17 protein-coding genes are annotated in these 20913 nt (G+C 63.1%); 6 read left to right on the top strand and 11 right to left on the bottom strand.

Annotated features, from left to right (window positions below; translation table 11 throughout):
* Positions 1 to 6: 6 nt before the first annotated feature.
* From lpxA to lpxB, 3 genes are read left to right on the top strand one after another with little or no spacing between them, the layout of a single operon-like run.
* On the top strand, positions 7 to 840 hold the full coding sequence (lpxA, locus tag AC0NIL_RS20080) for an acyl-ACP--UDP-N-acetylglucosamine O-acyltransferase (protein ID WP_224672825.1): 834 nt from the start codon (positions 7 to 9) through the stop codon (positions 838 to 840).
* Positions 812 to 1729 (top strand): LpxI family protein, encoded by a 918-nt coding sequence (locus AC0NIL_RS20075; protein WP_224672824.1) that lies wholly within the window; start codon positions 812 to 814, stop codon positions 1727 to 1729. The genes lpxA and AC0NIL_RS20075 overlap by 29 nt, the downstream gene beginning before the upstream one ends.
* Complete coding sequence (gene lpxB / locus AC0NIL_RS20070) at positions 1722 to 2900, top strand: lipid-A-disaccharide synthase (protein ID WP_127385140.1); 1179 nt, start codon at positions 1722 to 1724, stop codon at positions 2898 to 2900. Before AC0NIL_RS20075 ends, lpxB begins: the two co-directional genes overlap by 8 nt.
* A 55-nt stretch (positions 2901 to 2955) precedes the next feature.
* On the opposite strand, the gene gltA is transcribed toward lpxB, so the two are convergent.
* Both gltA and gltX read right to left on the bottom strand, forming a co-directional pair.
* Positions 2956 to 4281 carry a citrate synthase gene (gltA, locus tag AC0NIL_RS20065; protein WP_013531749.1) on the bottom strand — a complete coding sequence of 442 codons (1326 nt, stop codon included), beginning with the start codon at positions 4279 to 4281 and terminating at the stop codon, positions 2956 to 2958.
* Positions 4282 to 4465: 184 nt separating this feature from the next.
* On the bottom strand, positions 4466 to 5890 hold the full coding sequence (gltX, locus tag AC0NIL_RS20060; protein ID WP_275953066.1) for a glutamate--tRNA ligase: 1425 nt from the start codon (positions 5888 to 5890) through the stop codon (positions 4466 to 4468).
* Positions 5891 to 5992: 102 nt separating this feature from the next.
* Here gltX and AC0NIL_RS20055 point away from each other — a divergent pair, with 102 nt between their 5' ends.
* Positions 5993 to 8455 carry a ComEC/Rec2 family competence protein gene (locus AC0NIL_RS20055; RefSeq protein WP_473573346.1) on the top strand — a complete coding sequence of 821 codons (2463 nt, stop codon included), beginning with the start codon at positions 5993 to 5995 and terminating at the stop codon, positions 8453 to 8455.
* On the opposite strand, the gene lexA is transcribed toward AC0NIL_RS20055, so the two are convergent.
* The 4 genes from lexA to AC0NIL_RS20035 form a co-directional block, all read right to left on the bottom strand.
* Positions 8449 to 9189 (bottom strand): transcriptional repressor LexA, encoded by a 741-nt coding sequence (lexA, locus tag AC0NIL_RS20050; protein WP_473573344.1) that lies wholly within the window; start codon positions 9187 to 9189, stop codon positions 8449 to 8451. The two genes, AC0NIL_RS20055 and lexA, sit on opposite strands and share 7 nt — an antisense overlap.
* A 404-nt stretch (positions 9190 to 9593) precedes the next feature.
* Positions 9594 to 10841 (bottom strand): kynureninase, encoded by a 1248-nt coding sequence (kynU, locus tag AC0NIL_RS20045; protein ID WP_473573342.1) that lies wholly within the window; start codon positions 10839 to 10841, stop codon positions 9594 to 9596.
* A gap of 77 nt (positions 10842 to 10918) precedes the next feature.
* Positions 10919 to 11755, bottom strand: a complete 837-nt coding sequence (gene kynA, locus AC0NIL_RS20040) for a tryptophan 2,3-dioxygenase (protein WP_013531744.1) — start codon at positions 11753 to 11755, stop codon at positions 10919 to 10921.
* Positions 11752 to 13377: an AMP-binding protein gene (locus AC0NIL_RS20035; protein WP_473573340.1), complete on the bottom strand. Its 1626-nt coding sequence runs from the start codon at positions 13375 to 13377 to the stop codon at positions 11752 to 11754. The genes kynA and AC0NIL_RS20035 overlap by 4 nt, the downstream gene beginning before the upstream one ends.
* Before the next feature lie 313 nt (positions 13378 to 13690).
* Between AC0NIL_RS20035 and AC0NIL_RS20030 the strand changes: the two genes are divergently transcribed.
* Positions 13691 to 14521: an alpha/beta hydrolase gene (locus tag AC0NIL_RS20030; RefSeq protein WP_473573339.1), complete on the top strand. Its 831-nt coding sequence runs from the start codon at positions 13691 to 13693 to the stop codon at positions 14519 to 14521.
* A 48-nt stretch (positions 14522 to 14569) separates the two neighbouring features.
* Here AC0NIL_RS20030 and AC0NIL_RS20025 read toward each other — a convergent pair whose 3' ends face one another.
* The 5 genes from AC0NIL_RS20025 to AC0NIL_RS20005 are packed head-to-tail and all read right to left on the bottom strand — an operon-like array spanning position 14570 to position 19975.
* Entirely contained in the window at positions 14570 to 15775 is a 1206-nt protein-coding gene (locus tag AC0NIL_RS20025) for a molybdopterin molybdotransferase MoeA (RefSeq protein WP_473573338.1), read from the bottom strand.
* On the bottom strand, positions 15775 to 16257 hold the full coding sequence (gene moaC, locus AC0NIL_RS20020) for a cyclic pyranopterin monophosphate synthase MoaC (protein WP_024503337.1): 483 nt from the start codon (positions 16255 to 16257) through the stop codon (positions 15775 to 15777). The genes AC0NIL_RS20025 and moaC overlap by 1 nt, the downstream gene beginning before the upstream one ends.
* Positions 16258 to 16259: 2 nt before the next feature.
* Positions 16260 to 17072, bottom strand: coding sequence for an indole-3-glycerol phosphate synthase TrpC (gene trpC / locus AC0NIL_RS20015; RefSeq protein WP_013531739.1), 813 nt, complete (start codon positions 17070 to 17072; stop codon positions 16260 to 16262).
* Between the two features lie 3 nt (positions 17073 to 17075).
* A complete protein-coding gene (trpD, locus tag AC0NIL_RS20010) occupies positions 17076 to 18086 on the bottom strand; it encodes an anthranilate phosphoribosyltransferase (RefSeq protein WP_024503335.1) in 1011 nt (336 codons plus the stop codon).
* Positions 18083 to 19975 carry a SurA N-terminal domain-containing protein gene (locus tag AC0NIL_RS20005; RefSeq protein ID WP_024503334.1) on the bottom strand — a complete coding sequence of 631 codons (1893 nt, stop codon included), beginning with the start codon at positions 19973 to 19975 and terminating at the stop codon, positions 18083 to 18085. The genes trpD and AC0NIL_RS20005 overlap by 4 nt, the downstream gene beginning before the upstream one ends.
* Before the next feature lie 145 nt (positions 19976 to 20120).
* On the opposite strand from AC0NIL_RS20005, the gene tpiA reads away from it, so the two are divergent.
* The gene (gene tpiA, locus AC0NIL_RS20000; protein ID WP_013531736.1) at positions 20121 to 20888 is read left to right on the top strand and encodes a triose-phosphate isomerase; all 768 of its coding nucleotides are present in this window, start codon (positions 20121 to 20123) and stop codon (positions 20886 to 20888) included.
* The last annotated feature ends 25 nt before the right edge of the window (positions 20889 to 20913 follow it).

The following is a 20913-nucleotide window of genomic DNA, read 5'->3' as shown; positions in this document are numbered from 1 at the left end:
GTGCTTATGAAAATCAAGACATCCATCCATGCTTCCTCCATTGTCGAGGAAGGCGCCAAAATCGGCCTAGGTGTGCGCATCGGGCCTTTCTGCCATGTCGGCGCCGATGTGGTGATCGGCGACGACGTCGAACTGGTCAGTCATGTCTCGGTGATGGGCGCGACGTCGATCGGCGCCTCGACCAAGGTCTACCCGATGGCGACATTGGGCGCACCGCCGCAGAACACCAAGCACAAGGGCGGTCGCACCACCTTGGTCATCGGCAGGAACTGCACGATCCGCGAAGGCGTGACCATGCATCTCGGCACCGATTCCAGCCGCGGCGAGACGACGGTCGGCGACAACGGCAATTTCCTTGCCTACGCCCATATCGCCCATGATTGCGTCGTCGGCAACAATGCGACGTTCGCCAATGGCGCAACGCTGGGCGGCCACTGCGAGGTCGGCAACAATGTCTATATCGGCGGACTGACCGCAGTGCATCAGTTTGTCCGCATCGGCGACAACGCCTTTCTCGGCGGCTGCTCCGCGATCGTCGGCGATATCATCCCCTTTGCCATAGCGGTCGGCAACCGCGCCAGCCTACGCGGCCTCAACATCATCGGCCTCAAGCGCTCCGGCCTGCCAAGGTCCGAAATCCTTGTGCTGCGCAAGGCTTACAGGATGATCTTCGATCGTTCCCGCACCGTTGGCGAGAACATCGAGTTCGCCAAGGCGGAGTTCGCGTCGTCGCCGACCGCCATGAAGATCATCGATTTCATCACCAGTCGCGGCAAGCGGCACTATGCTGTGCCGTCGCTCAAGGGCGGCGATGGCGACGATGTCGATGACGAAGACTGAGACAGCGGCAGCGCGTCTTGATCTTCCGCCGGGCTCCAGGGTCGGCATCATTGCCGGCGGCGGCAGTCTGCCGGTCGAAGTCGCGGCCGGTTCGGCTGAACAAGGCTATCCGCCCTTCGTCATCCTGATGGAAGGCGAGGTCGACCGCATCGCGGAGCTCTCCCGATACGATCATGAAAGCCTCGCTCTGGAAGGTATAGGCTCGCTGGTCCCATTGCTACGGCGGCACCGGATCACCCATCTGGTGCTTGCAGGCGAGATCAAGCGCCGACCGCGATTGCTTGCGCTGCGCCCCAGTCTCAGCCTGCTCGCGGTAATTCCGCTGGTCGTCATGGCGCTCGCGCGTGGCGACGATGGCCTGCTGAAGGTCTTGGCGAGGGGCCTCGAAGCCCGTGGAATAAAAGTTGTCGGCGCCCATGAAGTCGTGCCGAGCCTTGTCGCCGCCGAAGGCGTCCTGACCAACGCCGCGCCACAAAAGTCGGACTGGCGTGACATCGAGGCAGGCCTTGCCGCGGCAAAAGCCATCGGGGCGCTGGACATCGGCCAGGCCGCGATCGCCATCGGTGGCCGGACCATTGCGCTGGAAGGCATCGAAGGAACAGCCGGACTGCTTGAGCGGGCAAAGCTCTTACGCGGCCACGGCCGTATTGCGGGCAAGACTCGCGGCGTCCTGGTCAAGTGCGCCAAGCCTGGTCAGGAACTGCGAGCGGATCTTCCGTCCATCGGCCTGCAGACGGTCGAAGCAGCGCATGCAGCCGAGCTTGCCGGGATTGCCGTCGAGGCGGGACGTTCGCTGGTTCTCGAAGGTCCTGAAACCATCGCGCGCGCCAACGCACTCGGCCTGTTCGTCATTGGCCTGCCTGCCACGACGGAGCGGCACAATGGCTGACAGGGCATTGAAGATCGCGATTGTTGCCGGCGAGGAGTCCGGCGACCTGCTTGGCGCCGATATAGTGCGCTCGCTCAGGCAGGCTGCGGGACGCGAGGTGCAACTCGTCGGCCTCGGAGGCCGTCATCTGCAGACGCTGGGACTGGTCTCGCCATTCGATGCCGGCGAGATCGCCCTTATGGGATTCAGTGCCGTCCTGCGCGACTTGCCGCGCCTGATGCGGCGGATCAGCCAACTGGCCAAGACCGTTGCCGACGAAAAGCCGGATTGCCTCGTCACCATTGACAGTCCGGACTTTTCGTTGCGCGTCGCCAAAAAGGTGCGTGCGGCCAACCCGTCGATACCGATCATCCACTATGTCTGCCCGAGCGTGTGGGCGTGGCGGCCGGGCAGGGCAGTGGCGATGAAGCCCTATGTCGACCACATCCTCTGCATCCTGCCTTTCGAGGTCAAGGAGCTCGAGCGGCTCGGCGGGCCACCGGGCACCTATGTCGGGCATCGCCTGACCCACGATGCGGGCTTGCTCGCTGCAGCCAAGGCGCAGGAGCTGCCGCGCGACCTTTCTCCTGATCGGGTCAAAACCCTGCTCGTCCTGCCCGGTTCGCGGCGTAGCGAGGTACGGCGGCTGCTCGACCCGTTCGGCGAGACGGTGTCGATCCTGCGCGCGCGCGGCCACCGCTTGCGGCTGCTGCTGCCGACCGTCCCGCATGTCGCCGACCTCGTCAAATCTTCCGTCAACCGCTGGGATGAAAAGCCTGAGATCATCGTCGATCCCCAGCGCAAATGGCAGGCTTTCGGCAGGGCCGATGCGGCGCTGATCGCGTCCGGGACGGTATCGCTGGAACTGGCGCTGGCCGGCGTGCCGATGATTTCCTGCTACAGGCTCGACCCGGTCGCGCGCATCTTGGCGCCGTACCTCGTTTCCGTCTGGTCGGCGCTGCTGCCCAATCTGATATCGGATCGAGCGCTTATTCCCGAATTCTACGACGGCTATATCAAGCCGAACAATCTTGCCCGGCAATTGGAGGCACTGTTCGCCGACAGCGGCATGCGTGCCTGGCAGAAGGATGGATTTGCAGAGATCAGGCGGCGCATGGCTACGGGCAGACCGTCCGGCGAGATCGCCGCGCAGGTGGTGATGCGGTATGTCAAGAGAGTGAGTAGTCAGTAATCAGTAGAAATGGTCGACTTCACTACTCACTACTCACTACTCACTATTTCCTAATTCACCGCTTGGCGATCGGCACGTAATCCCGCTCCGGTGCACCGGTATAGAGCTGGCGCGGGCGGCCAATCTTCTGGCGCGGATCCTCGATCATCTCTTTCCACTGGGCGATCCAGCCGACGGTGCGGGCGACCGCGAACAGCACGGTGAACATCGTGGTGGGGAAGCCCAGCGCCTTCAGCGTAATGCCGGAATAGAAGTCGACATTCGGGTAGAGCTTCTTCTCGATGAAATAGGAATCGGTCAGCGCGATCTTTTCCAGCTCCATGGCGATGTCGAGCAGCGGATCGTCCTTGATGCCGAGCTCGCCCAGAACCTCATGTGCCGTCTTCTGCATGATCTTGGCGCGCGGATCGTAGTTCTTGTAGACGCGGTGGCCGAAGCCCATCAAGCGGAACGGGTCGTCCTTGTCCTTGGCGCGGGCGATGAATTCCGGGATGTGATCGACATGGCCGATCTCGCCAAGCATGTTGAGCGCCGCTTCATTGGCGCCGCCATGCGCGGGTCCCCACAGGCAGGCTATGCCGGCGGCGATGCACGCAAACGGGTTGGCGCCCGACGAGCCGGCGAGGCGAACGGTCGAGGTCGAGGCATTCTGCTCGTGGTCGGCGTGCAGGATGAAGATGCGTTCCATGGCGCGCGCCAGCACCGGATTGATCTTGTATTCCTCGCAAGGCACGGCAAAGCACATATGCAGGAAGTTGGCGGCAAAGTTCAGCTCGTTCTTCGGGTAAATGAAGGGCTGGCCGATGTGGTATTTGTAGGCCATCGCCGCGATCGTCGGCATCTTGGCGATCAGCCGCATGGAGGCAACCATGCGCTGGTAGGGGTCGGAAATGTCGGTGGAGTCGTGATAAAAGGCCGACAGCGCGCCGACCACGCCGCACATCACCGCCATCGGATGCGCGTCGCGGCGGAAGCCGGTGAAAAAGCGCGACATCTGCTCATGCACCATGGTGTGGCGCGTCACGCGGTAATCGAAATCGTCCTTCTGCGCCTTGGTCGGCAATTCACCGTAGAGCAGGAGATAGCAGACCTCGAGGAAGTCGCCATGTTCGGCCAACTGGTCGATCGGATAGCCGCGGTGCAACAGGATGCCGGCGTCGCCGTCGATGAAGGTGATTTCGGACTCGCAGCTTGCCGTCGAGGTGAAGCCGGGATCGTAGGTGAAAGCGCCGGTGGTTGAGTAGAGCGAGGCGATGTCGATCACATCAGGCCCGACCGAACCGCTTCGCACCTTGAATTCATGGGTCTTGCCGGCGAATTCAAGCGTTGCGGTGGCCTCTTGGGTCTTGCCCAAATCCAGTTTTTTCGCAGCTTCGGTCATTGCAAACTCCTTCTTGTTTCCTCATGCCGGCAAAGGCAAATTTCGCAGAGCGACACGTCGAAAATCACCGCAATGCGCGTATTCGCCACCGCATTTCAGGAGGTGCGTGCCAGATTGGGCCAAGGCCTAATGTTGCACTGCGAAACCCGCCTTTCAATGCCAATCTTCTTGGGCCAGTTTGCTCCTAATCGATTTGATCTGAGATGCGCGCCAGGCTTTCCTCGCGGCCGAGCACGGCGAGCACATCGAACACGCCCGGCGAGGTGCTTTTGCCGGTCAAAGCGGCGCGCAAAGGCTGGGCCACCGCGCCGAGCTTGTGGCTGCCGGCCGCCGCCACCTCGCGGATCGCCGCCTCCGCCGAGACGGCTGTCCAGTCACCCGCAAGCCCGTTCAAAGCTTCGTGAGCACTGCGCAGGATCTTGCGGGCATCGTCGGTGAGCAGAAGGGCCGCCTTGTCGTCGATCGGCAGCGGTCGCGTGGCAAACAGGAAGGCCGCGCCGTCGACGAGCTCCACCAGCGTCTTGGCGCGCTCCTTCAGGCCCGGAAGCGCTGCCAGCAACTGCGCCTTGGTGCTGTCGTTCAGGCGTGCGGCGATCGCCGGGCCACCTTCGAGGTAGGGCAGGGTGGCGATGAAGATGTCGAACAGTTCGGCATCGCTCATGCGACGCATATGTGCGCCGTTGATTGCCTCCAGCTTGGCGAAGTCGAAGCGCGCCGCGCCCTTGTTGACATCGCCGATGTCGAACCAGGAAATCATGTCCTTGATCGACATGATCTCGTGGTCGCCATGGCTCCAGCCGAGACGCGCCAGGTAGTTGAGCAGCGCCTCCGGCAGGTAGCCCATGGCGCGATAAGCCTCGACGCCAAGCGCGCCGTGCCGCTTCGATAGCTTGGCGCCATCGGCGCCGTGGATCAGCGGGATATGCGACATGGACGGCACGTTCCAGCCCATGGCGTTGTAGATCACGGTCTGGCGAGCGGCGTTGGTCAGATGATCATCGCCGCGAATGATATGGGTGACGCCCATATCATGATCATCGACGACGACGGCATGCATGTAAGTGGGATTGCCGTCAGAACGCAGGATGATGAAGTCGTCGAGATCCTTGTTGGGAAAGCGCACGTCGCCCTGGACCCGGTCATGGACGACGGTCTCGCCTTCGGTCGGCGCCTTGATGCGGATGGCGCCCTTGGCGCCTGCGGGTGCCTCTGAGGGGTCGCGGTCGCGCCAGCGGCCATCGTAGCGGGGTGGCAGCCCCTTGGCTCTGGCGGCCTCGCGCATGGCCTCCAGTTCGGCTGGCGTGGCGTAGCAATAATAGGCCTTGCCCATGCGCACGAGCTCCTCGGCCACCTCGCGGTGGCGGGGCGCACGCTCGAACTGCGACACCGGCTCGCCGTCCCAGCTCAGGCCAAGCCAGGAAAGCCCGTCGAGGATGGCAGCCGTCGCGGCTTCATTGGAGCGTTCGCGATCGGTGTCCTCGATGCGCAGCAGCATCGTGCCGCCGGTATGCTTTGCATACAGCCAGTTGAACAGCGCCGTGCGCGCGCCGCCTATGTGCAAATAGCCGGTGGGCGAGGGGGCAAAACGGGTGACGACCTTGTCGGACATGGAACTCTCGGAAACCATCTGAAGCGGGGTGCGGTCGCGCGGACTTTCGCGCTTTGCGCGTTCATGTAGCATAGGGTGTCGAGGGCGCAAGGGGCAGACCCGATGGCTGGACGAGGCTGGGGCTCGGATCAGGGCGAGGACGCTGCCATTGGCGTCAGCGAACGGTCCCTGTTTGCGCCTCTGCCAGCCTCATTGCCGCCGCCGTCGCCCCTCGTGCCGGATTCCGGCAAGCTGCCCTTGCAAACGGGTATCGCCGCCTCTGTTCCTGTTGCCGAAACCGGCAGGATCGTGCGCGTGCGCCGGCAGATCGGCCTGATATCACTGCCTCGCCTGGGCCACAGCGTGAACACGGCGGCGAGCCTGGAACTCGACCGGGGCGTGGCCTTCCTGCTGGTACCGGTCTGCCTTGCGATCGGAGCGATCGGCTATTTTTCGCTGGCTGCGGAGCCTGACTTTGTGAGACCTGTCGCGGTTGTCATCCTGACGGGGATCTGTGCGCTGATCTCGCGCTCATGGCCAAAGACCCATCTGTGTTTCATGGCGGCACTTTTGTGCACCCTAGGACTGCTTGCTGCCAAGGTCGAGACGTGGCGTGCGGGCACACAAATGTTGGGCTCGGAAATCTCGACGCAGGTGACCGGCCGCGTCGTCTCGCTCGACCGGATGGAAACTGGCCGTATCCGGCTGACCATCGACGTAACATCGACCGCAAGACCGAAACTGCGCTATGCGCCGGAACGGGTGCGGCTTTCGGCACGCAAGATCCCGGCTGACGTGACCGCAGGCTCTCTCATCACCGGATATGCCAAGCTTTTGCCGCCGACCGGGCCGGTGCGACCGGACAGCTATGATTTCTCCTTCGACAGCTATTTTGCCGGCATTGGCGGCAGCGGGTTCTTTCTCGGCAATCCCAAGCTTGTCGTCACCGATGATGGCGACATGCCGCTGTCGGCCCGAATTTCCTCCAGCGTGGAAAATGCCCGTGAAGGCATCGCCGACCATATCAGGGCGAGCGTCGGCGGCGCCGAAGGCGAGATCGCCGCGGCGCTGATCGTCGGCGTGCGCGCCGGCATTCCCGATGACATCAATGAGGCGATGCGACGTACCGGCATCTACCACATCATCTCCATTTCGGGACTGCACATGGCTCTGGTCGCCGGCACCATCATGGGGTTGCTGCGCGGCGCCTTCGCCTTGTTTCCCGATTTTTCCGCGCGTCGCCCGGTCAAGAAGTATGCCGCTGCCGCCGCACTGTTCTCGATCGCAGCCTACCTCGTCATCTCAGGTATCGTCGTCGCCGCCGAGCGCAGCTTCATCATGCTGGCAGTGATGCTGATTGCAGTTCTGTTCGATCGAGCAGCACTCACCATGCGCAATCTGGCGATCTCGGCGATCGCCGTCATCGTGGTGTCGCCGCATGAGGTGGTCGGCCCGAGTTTTCAGATGTCGTTCGCCGCGACCGCGGCTCTGGTCGGCGCTTATGCCGGCTGGGCGGATCACCGCGCGGGAAAAGCAAGACCGCCGCCGCCGAAGCGATCCTTGCCCGGGTTCCTGACACGAAAATTCCTGCTGGCGGCAATTGGTCTGGCCATGACCTCGATCATCGCCGGCAGCGCCACGACGCTGTTTGCCATCTGGCATTTTCAGCGTGTGTCGCCGCTCAGCCTGTTCGCCAATCTCGCGGTTATGCCGATCGTCACCGTCGTCATGTTCCTGGCCGTCGCCAGCGCGCTGCTGATGCCTTTCGGATTGGATTGGCCAGCTCTCTACCTGATGGGCAAGGGCCTGACGATGATGATCGCCATATCGGGCTGGATCTCCGAGCGTTCGCCTGTCGATGGGGTCGGGTTGATTTCGCAGCAGTCGGTCCTGCTGGTGGCCATTGCCCTGGTCATCGCGACGATGGCGACGACATGGCTGCGGCTCGCGGCTCTGCCATTCGCGTTGGCAGGCTTGCTGACCGTCTCGGATACGCGCACGCCCGATGTGCTGATCTCGGAAGACGCCCGGCTGGTGGCGTTGCCGATCGGTGGCGGTGAGCTTGCCGTCAGCCGGCAACGGCCGAACGAATTCACCGTCGACAACTGGAAACGCGCGCTGACATCGGAAACCATCGTCGTTCCGGAAGTGTTCGACAACAGCGATGGGCAATTCGACGTCGCGGATGCCGTTGAGCTACCGCCGGGATCGCCGTTCTATTGCTCCTCAGGCGTTTGCGTGGCCAGGCACATGTCCGGTGCGATCATTGCCTATGTCGAGGACCGCAAGGACACCTGGAAAGCCTGCGGCTTCGCCGAGCTGATCGTCGTCAACGACGCCACCGCCTATGACGCCTGTCATAACCCGCTGGTTCTCGTTATCACCAAGCGGCAACTGGCTCGCAAAGGCAGTGCCGCGGTCTTCTTCGATCGCCAATCGGCGACCACGCCGGCGACAATCAGCTTCGCCGTGGACAGCCCATATCGGCCCTGGCACACGCAACGCAAATACTCTCGCGAGGCGAGGGGGCTGGCACCCTTCAAGAAACCCGAGAAGCCAGTGGTCAACCCACAGCCGTCTCAGTAGCGACGGATCAGGCCGACGAGCTTGCCTTGCACCTTGACCCTGTCCGGCCCGAAAATCCGTGTCTCGTAGGCTGGATTGGCGGCTTCGAGGGCAATCGAGGCGCCCTTGCGGCGGAACCGCTTCAGCGTCGCTTCCTCGTCATCGACCAGCGCCACGATGATCTCGCCGGGGCTGGCCGTATCGGCGTTACGGATGATGACGGTGTCGCCGTCGAAGATGCCGGCCTCGATCATCGAATCGCCCTTGACCTCCAGCGCATAGTGCGCGCCGCCCATGATCATGTCCGGCGGCACCGAAATCGAATGCGTCTGATGCTGGATGGCATCGATCGGCACGCCGGCGGCGATGCGACCCATGACCGGGATCGAAACGGCAGAGACCGCATCGTCGTCATTGCCGGGCGAAGGCATCCGCGAAGGCGCCGGCTTGATCTGCCGGCCAAGAGCACCACCCTGACCAAGACTGCCCTGGATGACGCTTGGCGAAAACTTCTTTGCCGCATTGAGGCCTGGCGCGATCGAGTCCGGCAGCCGCAGCACTTCCAGCGCGCGGGCCCGATTGGGCAGCCGGCGGATAAAGCCGCGCTCCTCAAGGGCCGTGATCAGCCGATGAATCCCGGATTTGGAGGCAAGGTCGAGCGCCTCCTTCATTTCGTCGAAGGATGGCGGAATGCCGCTCTCCTTCAGGCGTTCATGGATGAACATCAGCAGTTCATGTTGCTTGCGTGTCAGCATGGCGGCCCCCAGGTTCCCTGAAACCAGAATCGAAAAACAAACCCAGAACAAACACTATCTGTTCCAGTTGTGTTCTGCAACCGTTTAAAGTTTAGTGAATTTGTTAAGGCTGCTGAAATTATTTGGCGCTTGCCAGCGGGTTACGATCGACGGGCGCCACCTTCGGCAATGCGCCTGCTCACATTGAAATTGTTATGGTTAATGACTTGTGGCTTATCCTCTACCAAAGCTTGGCATTATCTGTCGATCGACCTCGACAAGGGGCGATTGCAACCTTCGGGACGTTCGTTGGCCGTGAACGAAACGGAGCCAAAACGCCAACGTCAGTTGGGCATTTTGGCTGGAAATTCAGCTCTCCGTCATTTGCCAGGCAGTGAGGGCAGCGGATCGCCGGGATCGGTGCGTCAGGTAACGGCTTCCTTGACGGCGAAACGCTGGTCCTTCCATGCACCCGTGCGCAGAATGTCTTCCAGAACCTCAACCGCCAGCCACACATCCTTGTAGCTGACATAGAGCGGCGTGAAGCCGAAACGGATGGTCGACGGTGCGCGGAAGTCACCGATCACCCCGCGCTCGATCAGCGCCCGCATGATTTGATAGCCGTGGTCGTGAAGGAACGACACCTGGCTGCCGCGCCTGGTCGCGTCGCGGGTGGTCTCCAGCGTGAGACCGTAGGCGCCGCACTTGGCTTCGACGAGCTGGATGAACAGTTCTGTCTGCGCGACGCTCTTCTTTCGCAATGCCGCCATGTCGACGTCGCTCCAGATGGCAAGCGCGCCTTTGAGCGCCCGCATCGACAGGACCGGTTGCGTACCGCACAGAAAACGGCGGATGCCGGTGCCGGCAACATAACCCCGTTCGAAGGCAAAGGGCCGCGCATGGCCCCACCAGCCGCTGAGCGGCTGGCTGATATCGCCGTGGTGGCGCTGTGCGGCATAGATGAAGGCCGGCGCGCCCGGACCGCCGTTGAGGTACTTGTACGTGCAGCCGACAGCGAAATCGGCATTTGCCTGATCGAGCTCGACGGGCAGGGCGCCGGCGGTGTGGCAGAGATCCCAGACGATCAGCGCTCCGGCCGCATGAGCCCTGCGCGTCAGCGCCGTCATGTCGCGCAGTTCACCCGATTTGTAATTGACGTGGTTGACCAGCACCACCGCGACGTTTTCGTCGATCAGCTCTTCGATGGTCGGCGCGTCGACACCCGCGAGGCGCAGCAGGACGCCATCCCGGGTCGAGGCCACGCCTTCGGCGATGTACAGGTCGGTGGGGAAACTGTCACCTTCGGCGACGATGGCTGACCGGCCGGGCCGCATCTCCATCGCTGCGTGCAGCACCTTGTAGATGTTGGTCGATGTCGTGTCGCAGACAACGGTCTGGCCGGCCGCGGCTCCTATCAGGCGTCCGAGTTGGTCGCCGAGTTCGATCGGCATCTCGAACCATCCGGCCGTGTTCCAGGCTCGGATAAGATCTTGGGCCCATTCCTGTGTCGCCGCCTGCTGCAGCTCGCCGAAAACGGCATGAGATGCTGCCCCCAGTGAATTGCCGTCGAGATAGATCACCCCCTCCGGCAGAATGAAACGGTCGCGCATGGCCCGCAGCGGATCCGTGGCATCCATCGCTTCGACTGCGGCGAGATCAGGAATTCCACTCATGGTCAGTCCCCGGTTGTTCGCGAAGGCTTTCCGCCACAGAGCGTCCCTTCGGTGAGCCTGTTCTCATTTCGATGATGTCAGAGCCGAGTGCGGACCGTCCACAGCTCCGGAAACAGCACGACCTCGAGCATTTTCTTCAGATACGAAGCACCCGACGTGCCGCCGGTGCCGCGCTTCAGACCGATGATGCGCTCCACCGTGGTCACGTGGTTGAAGCGCCAGCGGCGGAAATAATCCTCGAAGTCGACCAGCTTCTCGGCCAGTTCGTAGAACATCCAGTAGCGCTGCGGATCGCGGTAGATAGTCTGCCAGGCGACCAGGACCTCTTCATTCTCGGTTCGCGTCTCACGCCAGTCCGTGCGCCTGGCATCGGCACCGATGTCGAATCCGTTGCGCGCCAAAAGCAGCAGCGCCTCGTCGTAGAGCGATGGCTCGGCCAGGATGGCTTCCAGCTTTCCGCTAAGGTCAGGCCGATGCTTGTGAGGGCCGAGCATGGCCAGGTTGCGGTTGCCGGCCATGAACTCGATGGCGCGATACTGCCAGGACTGAAAACCCGAGGACTGGCCGAGCGCGTCGCGAAACTCGGTATATTCGCTGGGCGTCATCGTCCGCAGCACATCCCAGGCATTGTTCAGCTGCTCGAAGATGCGCGCGACTCGCGACAGCATCTTGAAGCTCGGCTCGAGCCGGTCGGCGCGGATCGAGCGGATCGCGGCGCCAATCTCGTGCAAAGCGAGCTTCATCCACAGTTCCGAGGTCTGGTGCTGGATGATGAACAGCATCTCGTCATGCGCCGACGAGAGCGGCGTCTGCGCCTCCAGCACTTTCTCCAGGTGCAGATAGTCGCTGTACGACATGCGCTCGTTGAACGACATCTGTGCGCCTTCGGACGCCGGATCGTAGGGCTCGCTCAATTGACTTTCTCCGTGCGCAGCCGGAAGCGCTGGATCTTGCCGGTCTGGGTCTTGGGCAAAGCAGCAATGAATTTCACCGATCGCGGGTATTTGTAGGGCGCGATCGTCGCCTTGACATGGTCCTGCAGGCGCTTGGTGGTCAATGCGTCAGGCGCCACGCCCTGCACCAGCACGACATGCGCCTCGACGATCTGGCCGCGCTCGGCGTCCTCGGCGCCGATCACCGCGCATTCGGCGACGTCGGGATGTGACAGAAGTGCGGCCTCGACCTCGGGGCCGGCAATGTTGTAGCCGGCGCTGACGATCATATCGTCGGAGCGCGCGGCGAAATGGAAGAAGCCGTCCTCGTCCTGCGTGAAGGTGTCGCCGGTGATGTTCCAGCCGTCGCGCACGTAGTCCTTCTGCCTGATATCGGCCATGTAGCGGCAGCCGGTCGGGCCGCGCACCGCCAGCCTGCCGGTCGCGCCGCGCGGTACTTCGCGCATCTCGTCGTCGACGATGCGCGCCTCGTAGCCGCCGACCGGCTTGCCGGTCGACGCGGGCTTCATGTCGCCAAAGCGGTTGGAGATGAAGATGTGCAGCATTTCGGTGGCGCCGATGCCGTCGAGGATCGGCTTGCCGGTCTTTTGCGTCCACTCTTCGAAAACCGGAGCGGGCAAGGTTTCGCCGGCTGAAACGGCAACCCGCAGCGAAGACAAATCGGCACCTTCATCCATGGCCTTCAGCATGGCGCGGTAGCCAGTCGGTGCGGTGAAGGAGATCGTGGCTTTGTAGGTCTCGATGATGTGGATCATGTTGGGTGGCGTCGCCTGCTCCAGCAGCGTCGCCGCCGCACCGAAGCGCAGGGGAAAGATAGCGAGCCCGCCAAGGCCGAAGGTGAAGGCCAGCGGCGGCGAGCCGACGAAGATGTCGTCCGGCGTCACCTCCAGGATTTCGCGGGCATAGGCGTCGGCGATGATCAGGAGGTCGCGGTGGAAATGCATCGTCGCCTTCGGCACGCCTGTCGTGCCCGAGGTGAAGCCGAGCAGCGCGACATCGTCGCAGCCGGTGTTGACGGCGGTGAATGTCACCGGCTTGTCGAGAGCGGCACGATCGAGCTCGGCATCATGGTTGGCGGTGCCGTCGAAGCCTATGACCTGTTTGAGGAAGGTGCTGTCCTTGGCGCAGGCGGTCATCTCGTCCATCAGCCTGGTGTCGCAGAGCGCGACGGTGATTTCCGCCTTGTCGACGATCTTGGCCAGTTCGCCGGCGCGCAGCATAGGCATGGTGTTGACGACCACGGCGCCGACCTTGGTGGCAGCCAGCCAGCAGGCGACCATGGCGGGGTTGTTGGCCGAGCGGATCAGCACCCGGTTGCCGGGCTCGACGCCATAATTCTCGACCAGCGCGTGGGCGAGCCTGTTCGTCCAGTCGGACAGTTCCTTGTAGGTGCGGCGGCGGCCATTGCCGATCAGGGCTGTGCGGTCGCCGAGGCCCTTCTCGACCAGCCGGTCGGTCAGTTCGACACCGGCGTTGAGGCGTTCGGGATAGTCGAAGCCGTCGAGCAGTATATCGGGCCATTGCTCCGGCGGCGGCAGGTGATCGCGCGTGAACGTGTCGATATGCGCTGAAGGCCCAAGCATGTCGCCGCTCTCCCGTCTGCTGCCTGGCCAGTGCGCAATGCGCCTTGGCTGGATGTGGTGGATCCTAAGGTCCTGCTCTGAGGAGGCTTCGTGCTGCCCATCACGCCTGCTCGGAGATGCGCGTCCGAAAGGGTGAACATCTGCACGTGAGGGCAGCACAGCAGACCTCCCATTGTCGGCTGTTCGTACGGGCAGGATCGCACCAGTCGAAATTTGTTTCAAGCCTAAAATGTTTTGCCCTGGAGCATTGACGCATGGCGTGGCGCTGGCCATTGCTAGCGCAACAGCGATGCCGTTTTGGGGGAGGGCGCAGATGTTCGAACGTCACATCGTCGATTGGGATGATGCCTATGCCAACGGCGCGAACATCGCCGGCAGCGACCGTTGGCCAGCCGCCTGGGCGGAGCCAGCGGCAGCATTCCGCGATGCGCTCTCGGCAGAGAGCCGGGCACGGCTCGACATCGCCTATGGCGACGGGTCGCGCAATCGGCTCGATCTTTTCCTTCCCAAGGCCGCGCCCAAAGGACTGGTGGTGATTATCCATGGCGGTTACTGGCTGGAGACCGACAAGAGCTTGTGGTCGCATCTCGCCAAGGGCGCGGTCGGCAGCGGCTTCGCCGTTGCGATGCCCTCCTACACGCTGTGCCCGGACATACGCATCGCAGGCATCGTCCGGGAAGTCGGGGCGGCGATTGGCAAGGCAGCGGCAATGGTTGACGGACCGCTGATGCTGACCGGACATTCGGCCGGCGGCCATCTCGCCACCCGGATGGTGACGATAACCACGCCTCTGGCGCCGGATGTGGCGCGGCGCATACGCCATGTCGTTTCGATTTCAGGTCTACACGATTTGCGTCCGCTCATGCGCACCGGCATGAACAAGGACCTGGCAATCGACGAAGAGGAGGCGCTGGCTGAAAGCCCAGCCCTGCTGCGCCCGATGGATGGCGCCCGCGTCACCTGCTGGGCCGGCGGCGGTGAGCGCGCCGAGTTCCTGCGCCAGAATACGTTGCTTGCCAGCATCTGGACCGGCCTTGGCGCCACCACCAGCACCGTGGTCGAGCCCGACCGGCATCACTACGACATTGTCGACGGCCTTACCGATCCGGCGCATCCGCTGACACAGAGCTTGATCTCGAGCTAGAGCCGAGATCACTTTCTCGTCTGTTATGAACGGCTTGCCTGGAATTCCTCAGCGCAGCATCAAAACGCTGCAAGCCTCGCCCGCGGCTGCTGCAGGGGCAAACGGTGCCCGCACGATCAGCCCGTTGGCGTCGGCCAGCATTCTCAGCATCGAGGAATCCTGAATGCCGAACGGCGTCGCCACCAGCGCGCCGTCATCTTCCCTGACCACGGCTCGGACATAGTCCTGGCGCAAATCATTGGCCGGCATTGCGGCACCCAGTCGCGCTGGGCGAATGTCCTGGCGATGGTTGCGGCCGCCGAGCCGCGCCAGCAGCGGCTTCAGGAACAGTTGCGAGCAGACCAGGCTTGCCACCGGGTTGCCGGGCAGGCCGATGCACCTGATATCGCCGAGGCGGCCGAACATCAGCGGCTTGCCGGGGCGCATGGCGATCTTCCAGAAGCCGAGCGTCATGCCTTCGCCGGTCAGTACGTCGTGGATCAGGTCGTGATCGCCGACCGAGGCGCCACCAAGCGTCACGATGACATCCACACCGGCCGCGACCGCTTTTTGCACCAGTTCGGCGATGGCCTCCTTGCGATCGGCGGCAATGCCGAGATCGAGCGCGCGGGCGCCGACCGAGTGTGCGGTGGCAGCGACGCCATAGGCATTGGACGAGATGATCTGGTCCGGGCCGAGATCACTGCCCGGCGGCAGCAATTCGTCGCCGGTGGCAATGATGGCGACCAGCGGTCGTTTCACCACGTTGAGCTGGGGATGGTTGGCCGATGCTGCCAGCGACAGTGCAGCCGGGTCGAGCAAGCGGCCTCTTTCCAGCAGCACATCGCCTGTTGAAAAATCGAGCCCGATGCGGCGGATATTGCGCCATTGCGCCGTCGGCTCGGTCACTTCGATTTCGCCGCCGCCGAGGTCGTGGACATTCTCCTGGATGACGATGGTGTCGGCGCCTTCGGGCAGCGGAGCGCCGGTGAAGATGCGCACCGCTTGTGCCTTGCCGATCCTACCGGCAAAACCACGTCCGGCCGGCGCCATGCCGATCACCGACAGCCTGGATGGTACCGACGCCACGTCGGCGGCTCGAGCGGCATAGCCATCCATGGCGGAAGCGTTGAAAGGTGGCTGGGTACGGAGTGCCACGACCGGTTCCGCCAGAACACGATCCACCGCCTCGAACAGAGGAACGCTTTCGCCGGCTAGAGGTGCCGCACCATCGAGCAGGCGCTCAAGCGCCTCCGCGATAGGAACCAGCGCCATCAGGAACTCGCCTTGTAGTCACCCGACTTGCCGCCGGTCTTTTCGACCAGGCGGATGCCGGTGATGACCATGGCGCGGTCTACTGCTTTGGCCATGTCGTAGATGGTCAGGCAGGCTACCGAAGCGGCCGTCAGCGCTTCCATCTCGACGCCCGTCTTGCCGGTGACGCGGGCCAGTGCGGTGACCTTCAGGCCAGGTAAAGCGTGGTCCGGCTCGATGTCGACGGAAACCTTGGTCAGCAGCAGCGGATGGCAGAGCGGGATCAGCTCATGCGTCTTCTTCGCCGCCATGATGCCGGCAATGCGCGCGGTGCCGAGCACGTCGCCCTTCTTGGCGTTGCCGGCGAGGATCATCTTCAGCGTCTCGGGCTGCATCGCGACAAAGCCTTCGGCGATCGCCGTGCGCGTTGTTTCTTCCTTGTCGCCGACATCGACCATGTTGGCCTCGCCCTGCGCGCCGAGATGGGTCAGGCCTGATACCATCGTCAGATAGCCTCGGCCAAAGCCTTGCCTGTCAGAAGCAAGCGCGTCGCGGTGGTGACGTCCTGTTGCCGCATCAGGCTCTCGCCGACAAGAAAAGTGCCGATGTCGCTCTTTTGCAGCCTGAGGCAGTCGTCATGCGAGAAAATACCGCTCTCGCTGACCAGCAGGCGGCCGCCCGGCACCATGGGTGCCAGCCGCTCCGACGTTTTAAGGCTGGTCTCGAATGTGCGCAGATTACGGTTGTTGATACCGATCAGCCGCGACGACAGTTTTAGCGCGCGCAGCGTCTCGGACTCATCATGCACCTCGATCAGCGCATCCATGCCGAGTTCGAATGCCGTTGCCTCAAGCTCGCTCGCCAGGGCGTCGTCGACGCTGGCCATGATGATCAGGATGGCATCCGCGCCCCAGGCGCGGGCTTCGTAGACCTGATAGGGATCGAACAGGAAATCCTTGCGCAGCGCCGGCAGCGCGACGGCGGCTCGCGCCCGGGTGAGAAATTCCGGCGCGCCCTGGAAGGACGGTGCGTCGGTCAGCACCGAAAGACAGGCAGCGCCACCCTTGGCATAGGCCTGCGCCAGCGCCGGCGGATCGAAATCGGCGCGGATCAGCCCCTTGGACGGGCTTGCCTTCTTGATCTCGGCAATCAGCGCAAAGGCGCCGGATTTGCGCTTTGCTTCGAGCGCGGCAAGAAAGCCGCGCGGTGCGTCGGCGTCCTTGGCTCGCGCCTTGATTTCGGCCAGCGGCACACGTGCCTTTGCCGCCGCGATCTCGTCGCGCTTGTAGGCCTCGATCTTGCGAAGAATGTCAGACACGTTTTACCCGTTCGAAATCTCGACCAGCCTGTCGAGCACTTGCAGGGCCCGGCCGCTGTCGATGGCTTGCGCGGCGAGCGCGATGCCGTCGGCAAGCGTCGTCGCCTTGCCCGCCACCACCAGGCCGGCGCCGGCATTCATCAGCACGGTGTCGCGATAGGCGCCGGCAGCGCCGCCCAACATATCGCGCAAGGCTTTGGCATTGTAGTCCGCATCGCCGCCACGCAGTTCGTCCCTGCTGTGGCGCGGCAACCCGACCGCTTCAGGCGTCAGGGTGAAGCTGCGGATCTCGCCGCCGATCAGTTCGGCGACCTGCGTCTCGCCGGTGGTGGTGATCTCGTCATAGCCGTCGCCATGAGCAACCCAGGCATGCTCCGCACCCAGTGCCTTCAGCGTCTCGGCAACCGGCAGGATCCATTCCGGCAGGAACACACCGACCAGCTGCCGCTTGACGCCAGCTGGATTGGAGAGCGGCCCGAGCAGGTTGAAGATGGTGCGGGTGCCGAGTTCGACGCGGGTCGGACCGACATGTTTCATCGCTGGATGGTGCGCGGGCGCGAACATGAAACCAATGCCAGCCTCGTGGATGCAGCGGCCGATGAATTCGGGCGAGATGTCGATCTTGACGCCGAGCGCAACCAGCACGTCGGCGGCTCCTGTCAGCGAGGACAGGCCACGATTGCCGTGCTTGGCAACCGGCACACCACTGCCGGCGATGACAAAGGCCGATCCCGTGGAAATATTGACGCTGTGGGAATTGTCCCCGCCGGTGCCGACGATATCGATGGCGCCGTCCGGCGCGTCGACTTGCAGCATCTTGGCCCGCATGGTGGCGACGGCGCCGGAAATCTCGCTCACCGTCTCGCCTCGCACGCGCAGCGCCATCAGGAAACCGCCGATCTGGCCGGGGGTCGCATCACCCGACATGATGATGTCGAAGGCCTCGCGCGCTTCCTCGAAGGAAAGCGCGCTACCGGTCGCGATCTTGGCGATATGGGTTTTCAGCGCGCTCATCTTGTCGAGGCTTGGGCGACGGCGGCCTGGTCGACGCGAACGTCATACTGCGTCTGCAACTGCGCCACCAATTGGTCGAGCAGGTCGTCCGACATGCCGGAGGTGAAGGATTTCTGTGCGTCATCCGGCACCGAGCTGGCATCGGCCCCGGCGGGCTCGAACACTTCGGCGACCTTGTACAGGATCTGTCCGTCGCCGGTAGGCGAGGGGATCAGGCCGGTACCGCCTTCGCCGACTCCGAACATCGCTGCGGCACCTTCCTTGCCGAAATCGACGTCGTCAGCCTCGCGCTTGACACCGCGCTTGGTCTGCTTTTCCAGCTTCAGTTCGCTGGCAATGACATCGAGCGTTGCGCCGGCCTTGAGCCGCTTTTCCAGCTCGTCAGCCTTGGCGGCGAGCCGCTTGCTTGTTTCCGCCGCCGTCCAGTCGGCCACGACTTTCTGACGAACCTCATCCAGCGTGCGGTCGCGAGCCGGCGTGATGGACGCCACCTCATAGAAGACGAAGCCGTTGTCGGCTGTGGTCAAGGCATCGTTTTCCGTGTTGGGTTCGGCGTCGAAGACGGCTTTGATCAGCTCCGGCGATTGCGGCAGGTCCTTGACGATGCTTGCATCTGGCCGCAGTCCACTGCGATCGATGGCGTCGATGGTGACGACCTTCAGCTTCAGCTTGGCCGCAGCGTCGGCCAGCGAACTGCCGGCGGCGCGGGTGTCATCGTAATTGTCGCGCACGTCCAGAAGGATGCGGCTTGCCTCGCCCAGCGCCAGATCCTTGCGGATCTGGTCGGACACCTCGGCCAGCGGCTTCACCACTTCGGGCTTGATCTCGGTGACACGCAGCAGCACCGGACCGAAGGCGCCCTGCACGACCTGGCTGACTTCATTGGCGTTAAGCGCGAAGGCGGCGTCGGCGACCGCCTTGTCGGCGATCTTGTCCTTGGCAAGCGTGCCGAGCAACGTGTCGGCCGGGGTCTTGCCTTCCGCCGTGACCAGCTTGTCGAAAGTGGCGCCTGCCTTGAGCGAATCGAACGCGGCCTTGGCCGCATCCGGCGTCTTGAACACGAGCTGCTCGATGGTACGCAATTCCGGCGTGGTGTAACGCGCCTTGTTCTTGTTGTAATCGTCGCTGACCTGTTGGTCGGTGACGGCGGTCGGATCCATGATGTCGACCGGCTCGAGGCGGACATAGGAGAATTTGCGGTATTCGGGTGCCGCATATGTCTTCTTGTTGGCTTCGAAATAGGCCGAAAGCACGCTATCGGATGGCGCCGCTATCGGCTCCACCAGTGCCTTGGGCAGCGTCAAATAGTCGATGGTGCGGTCTTCGCCGCGATAGAGCGCAACTGCCTTGAAGAAAGTGTCCGGAGCCTTGAGGCCGTCCGAGACCGCCTCGACAATCTGCTGGCGCACCGCCACCTGAGCACGGTTCTTCAAATAGTCCTCGGGTCGCATGCCAATCTGCTGCAGCATATATTCGAACGTTCTGCGATCGAACTGGCCGCCCGGGCCTTTGAAGGCCGGGTCTTCGCGTGTCAGCTCGGCCAGCCGATCCTTGGAAAGTCCGAGGCCCAGCTTGCGGGCCTGTTCATCGAGAACGGCACCCGAGACGAGCTGCGCCAGCACCTGGTTGTCGACACCGAGCGCCTTTGCCTGTTCGTGGCTGAGACGTTGGCCGAACTGCTGCGACATGACGGCGAGCTGGCGATCATAGGCGAGACGGTATTCGTTGATCGACACTTTGGTGCCGCCAGCGGTTATCACCGAATCATGGCCGGCCAAACCGCCCATCAGCCGTCCGGAAACGCCCCAGACCAAAAAGCTGAGCACCAGCAGCACCAACAGCCCCTTCGCGACCCAGGTGCCTGCCGCGCTTCTCAATATACCAAGCATTTTTACTTCCGATTTATGCGCATTTTCGCATGCGCCGAGTCTGAAACAAGCGCAATAGCGCCCTTCCGGCCCACTGTCGATTGCTTTGTGGCCTGATTTTGGTAGTGAGGGCCAGAGCCCCGATATCATCCGGAGAAGCAAACCCATGACGCCAGGAATTCGCCCGCTCGTCGCCGGCAACTGGAAAATGAACGGCACCAGCGCCTCCCTCAACGAGCTCAGGATGATCGGCAACGGCTTCATGAGTGGGCTTGACGCGGAGACCGAAGCGCTGGTTTGCGTTCCCGCAACCCTGCTTGCCCACGCCGCCGAGATCCTGTCGCGCACGCCGGTGCATGCCGGCGGCGAAGATTGCCACACCAAGGAGAGCGGCGCCTACACCGGCTGCATCTCGGCGGAAATGCTCAGGGATGCCGGTGCGAGCCATGTCATCGTCGGCCATTCCGAATGCCGCGAGCAACGCGGCGAGGATGACGCCACTGTCCAGGCCAAGGCATCCGCCGCATGGCGTGCCGGGCTTGTTGCCATCATTTGCGTCGGCGAAACGCATGAGCAGCGTGAAGCGGGCGCCACGCTGGACGTGCTGTCGCGGCAGGTCGAGGGCTCGGTCCCGCCAAGCGCCACCCCGTCCAACACCATCATTGCCTATGAGCCGGTATGGGCGATCGGCACCGGCCTGACGCCGACGGCGGCCGACGTCGCTGCGGCACACGCACATATCCGCGAAAAGCTGTCGGAAAAGCTCGGCGGCGTCGCGGCGAAGGTGCGCATTCTCTATGGCGGCTCGGTCAAGCCCTCCAACGCGGTCGAACTGCTCGGCGTCAGGAATGTCGACGGCGCGCTGGTTGGCGGCGCCAGCCTGAAAGCGGCGGACTTTCTCGGCATCGCCGAGGCCTATCGCAATATTGCTTGAAGACATTTTCCCCGCCGGACAGGGC

The organism is Mesorhizobium sp. WSM1343 (assembly GCF_055901535.1).
Note: the sequence above shows the minus strand (reverse complement) of the source record. Positions and strands in the feature narration are given on the sequence as shown.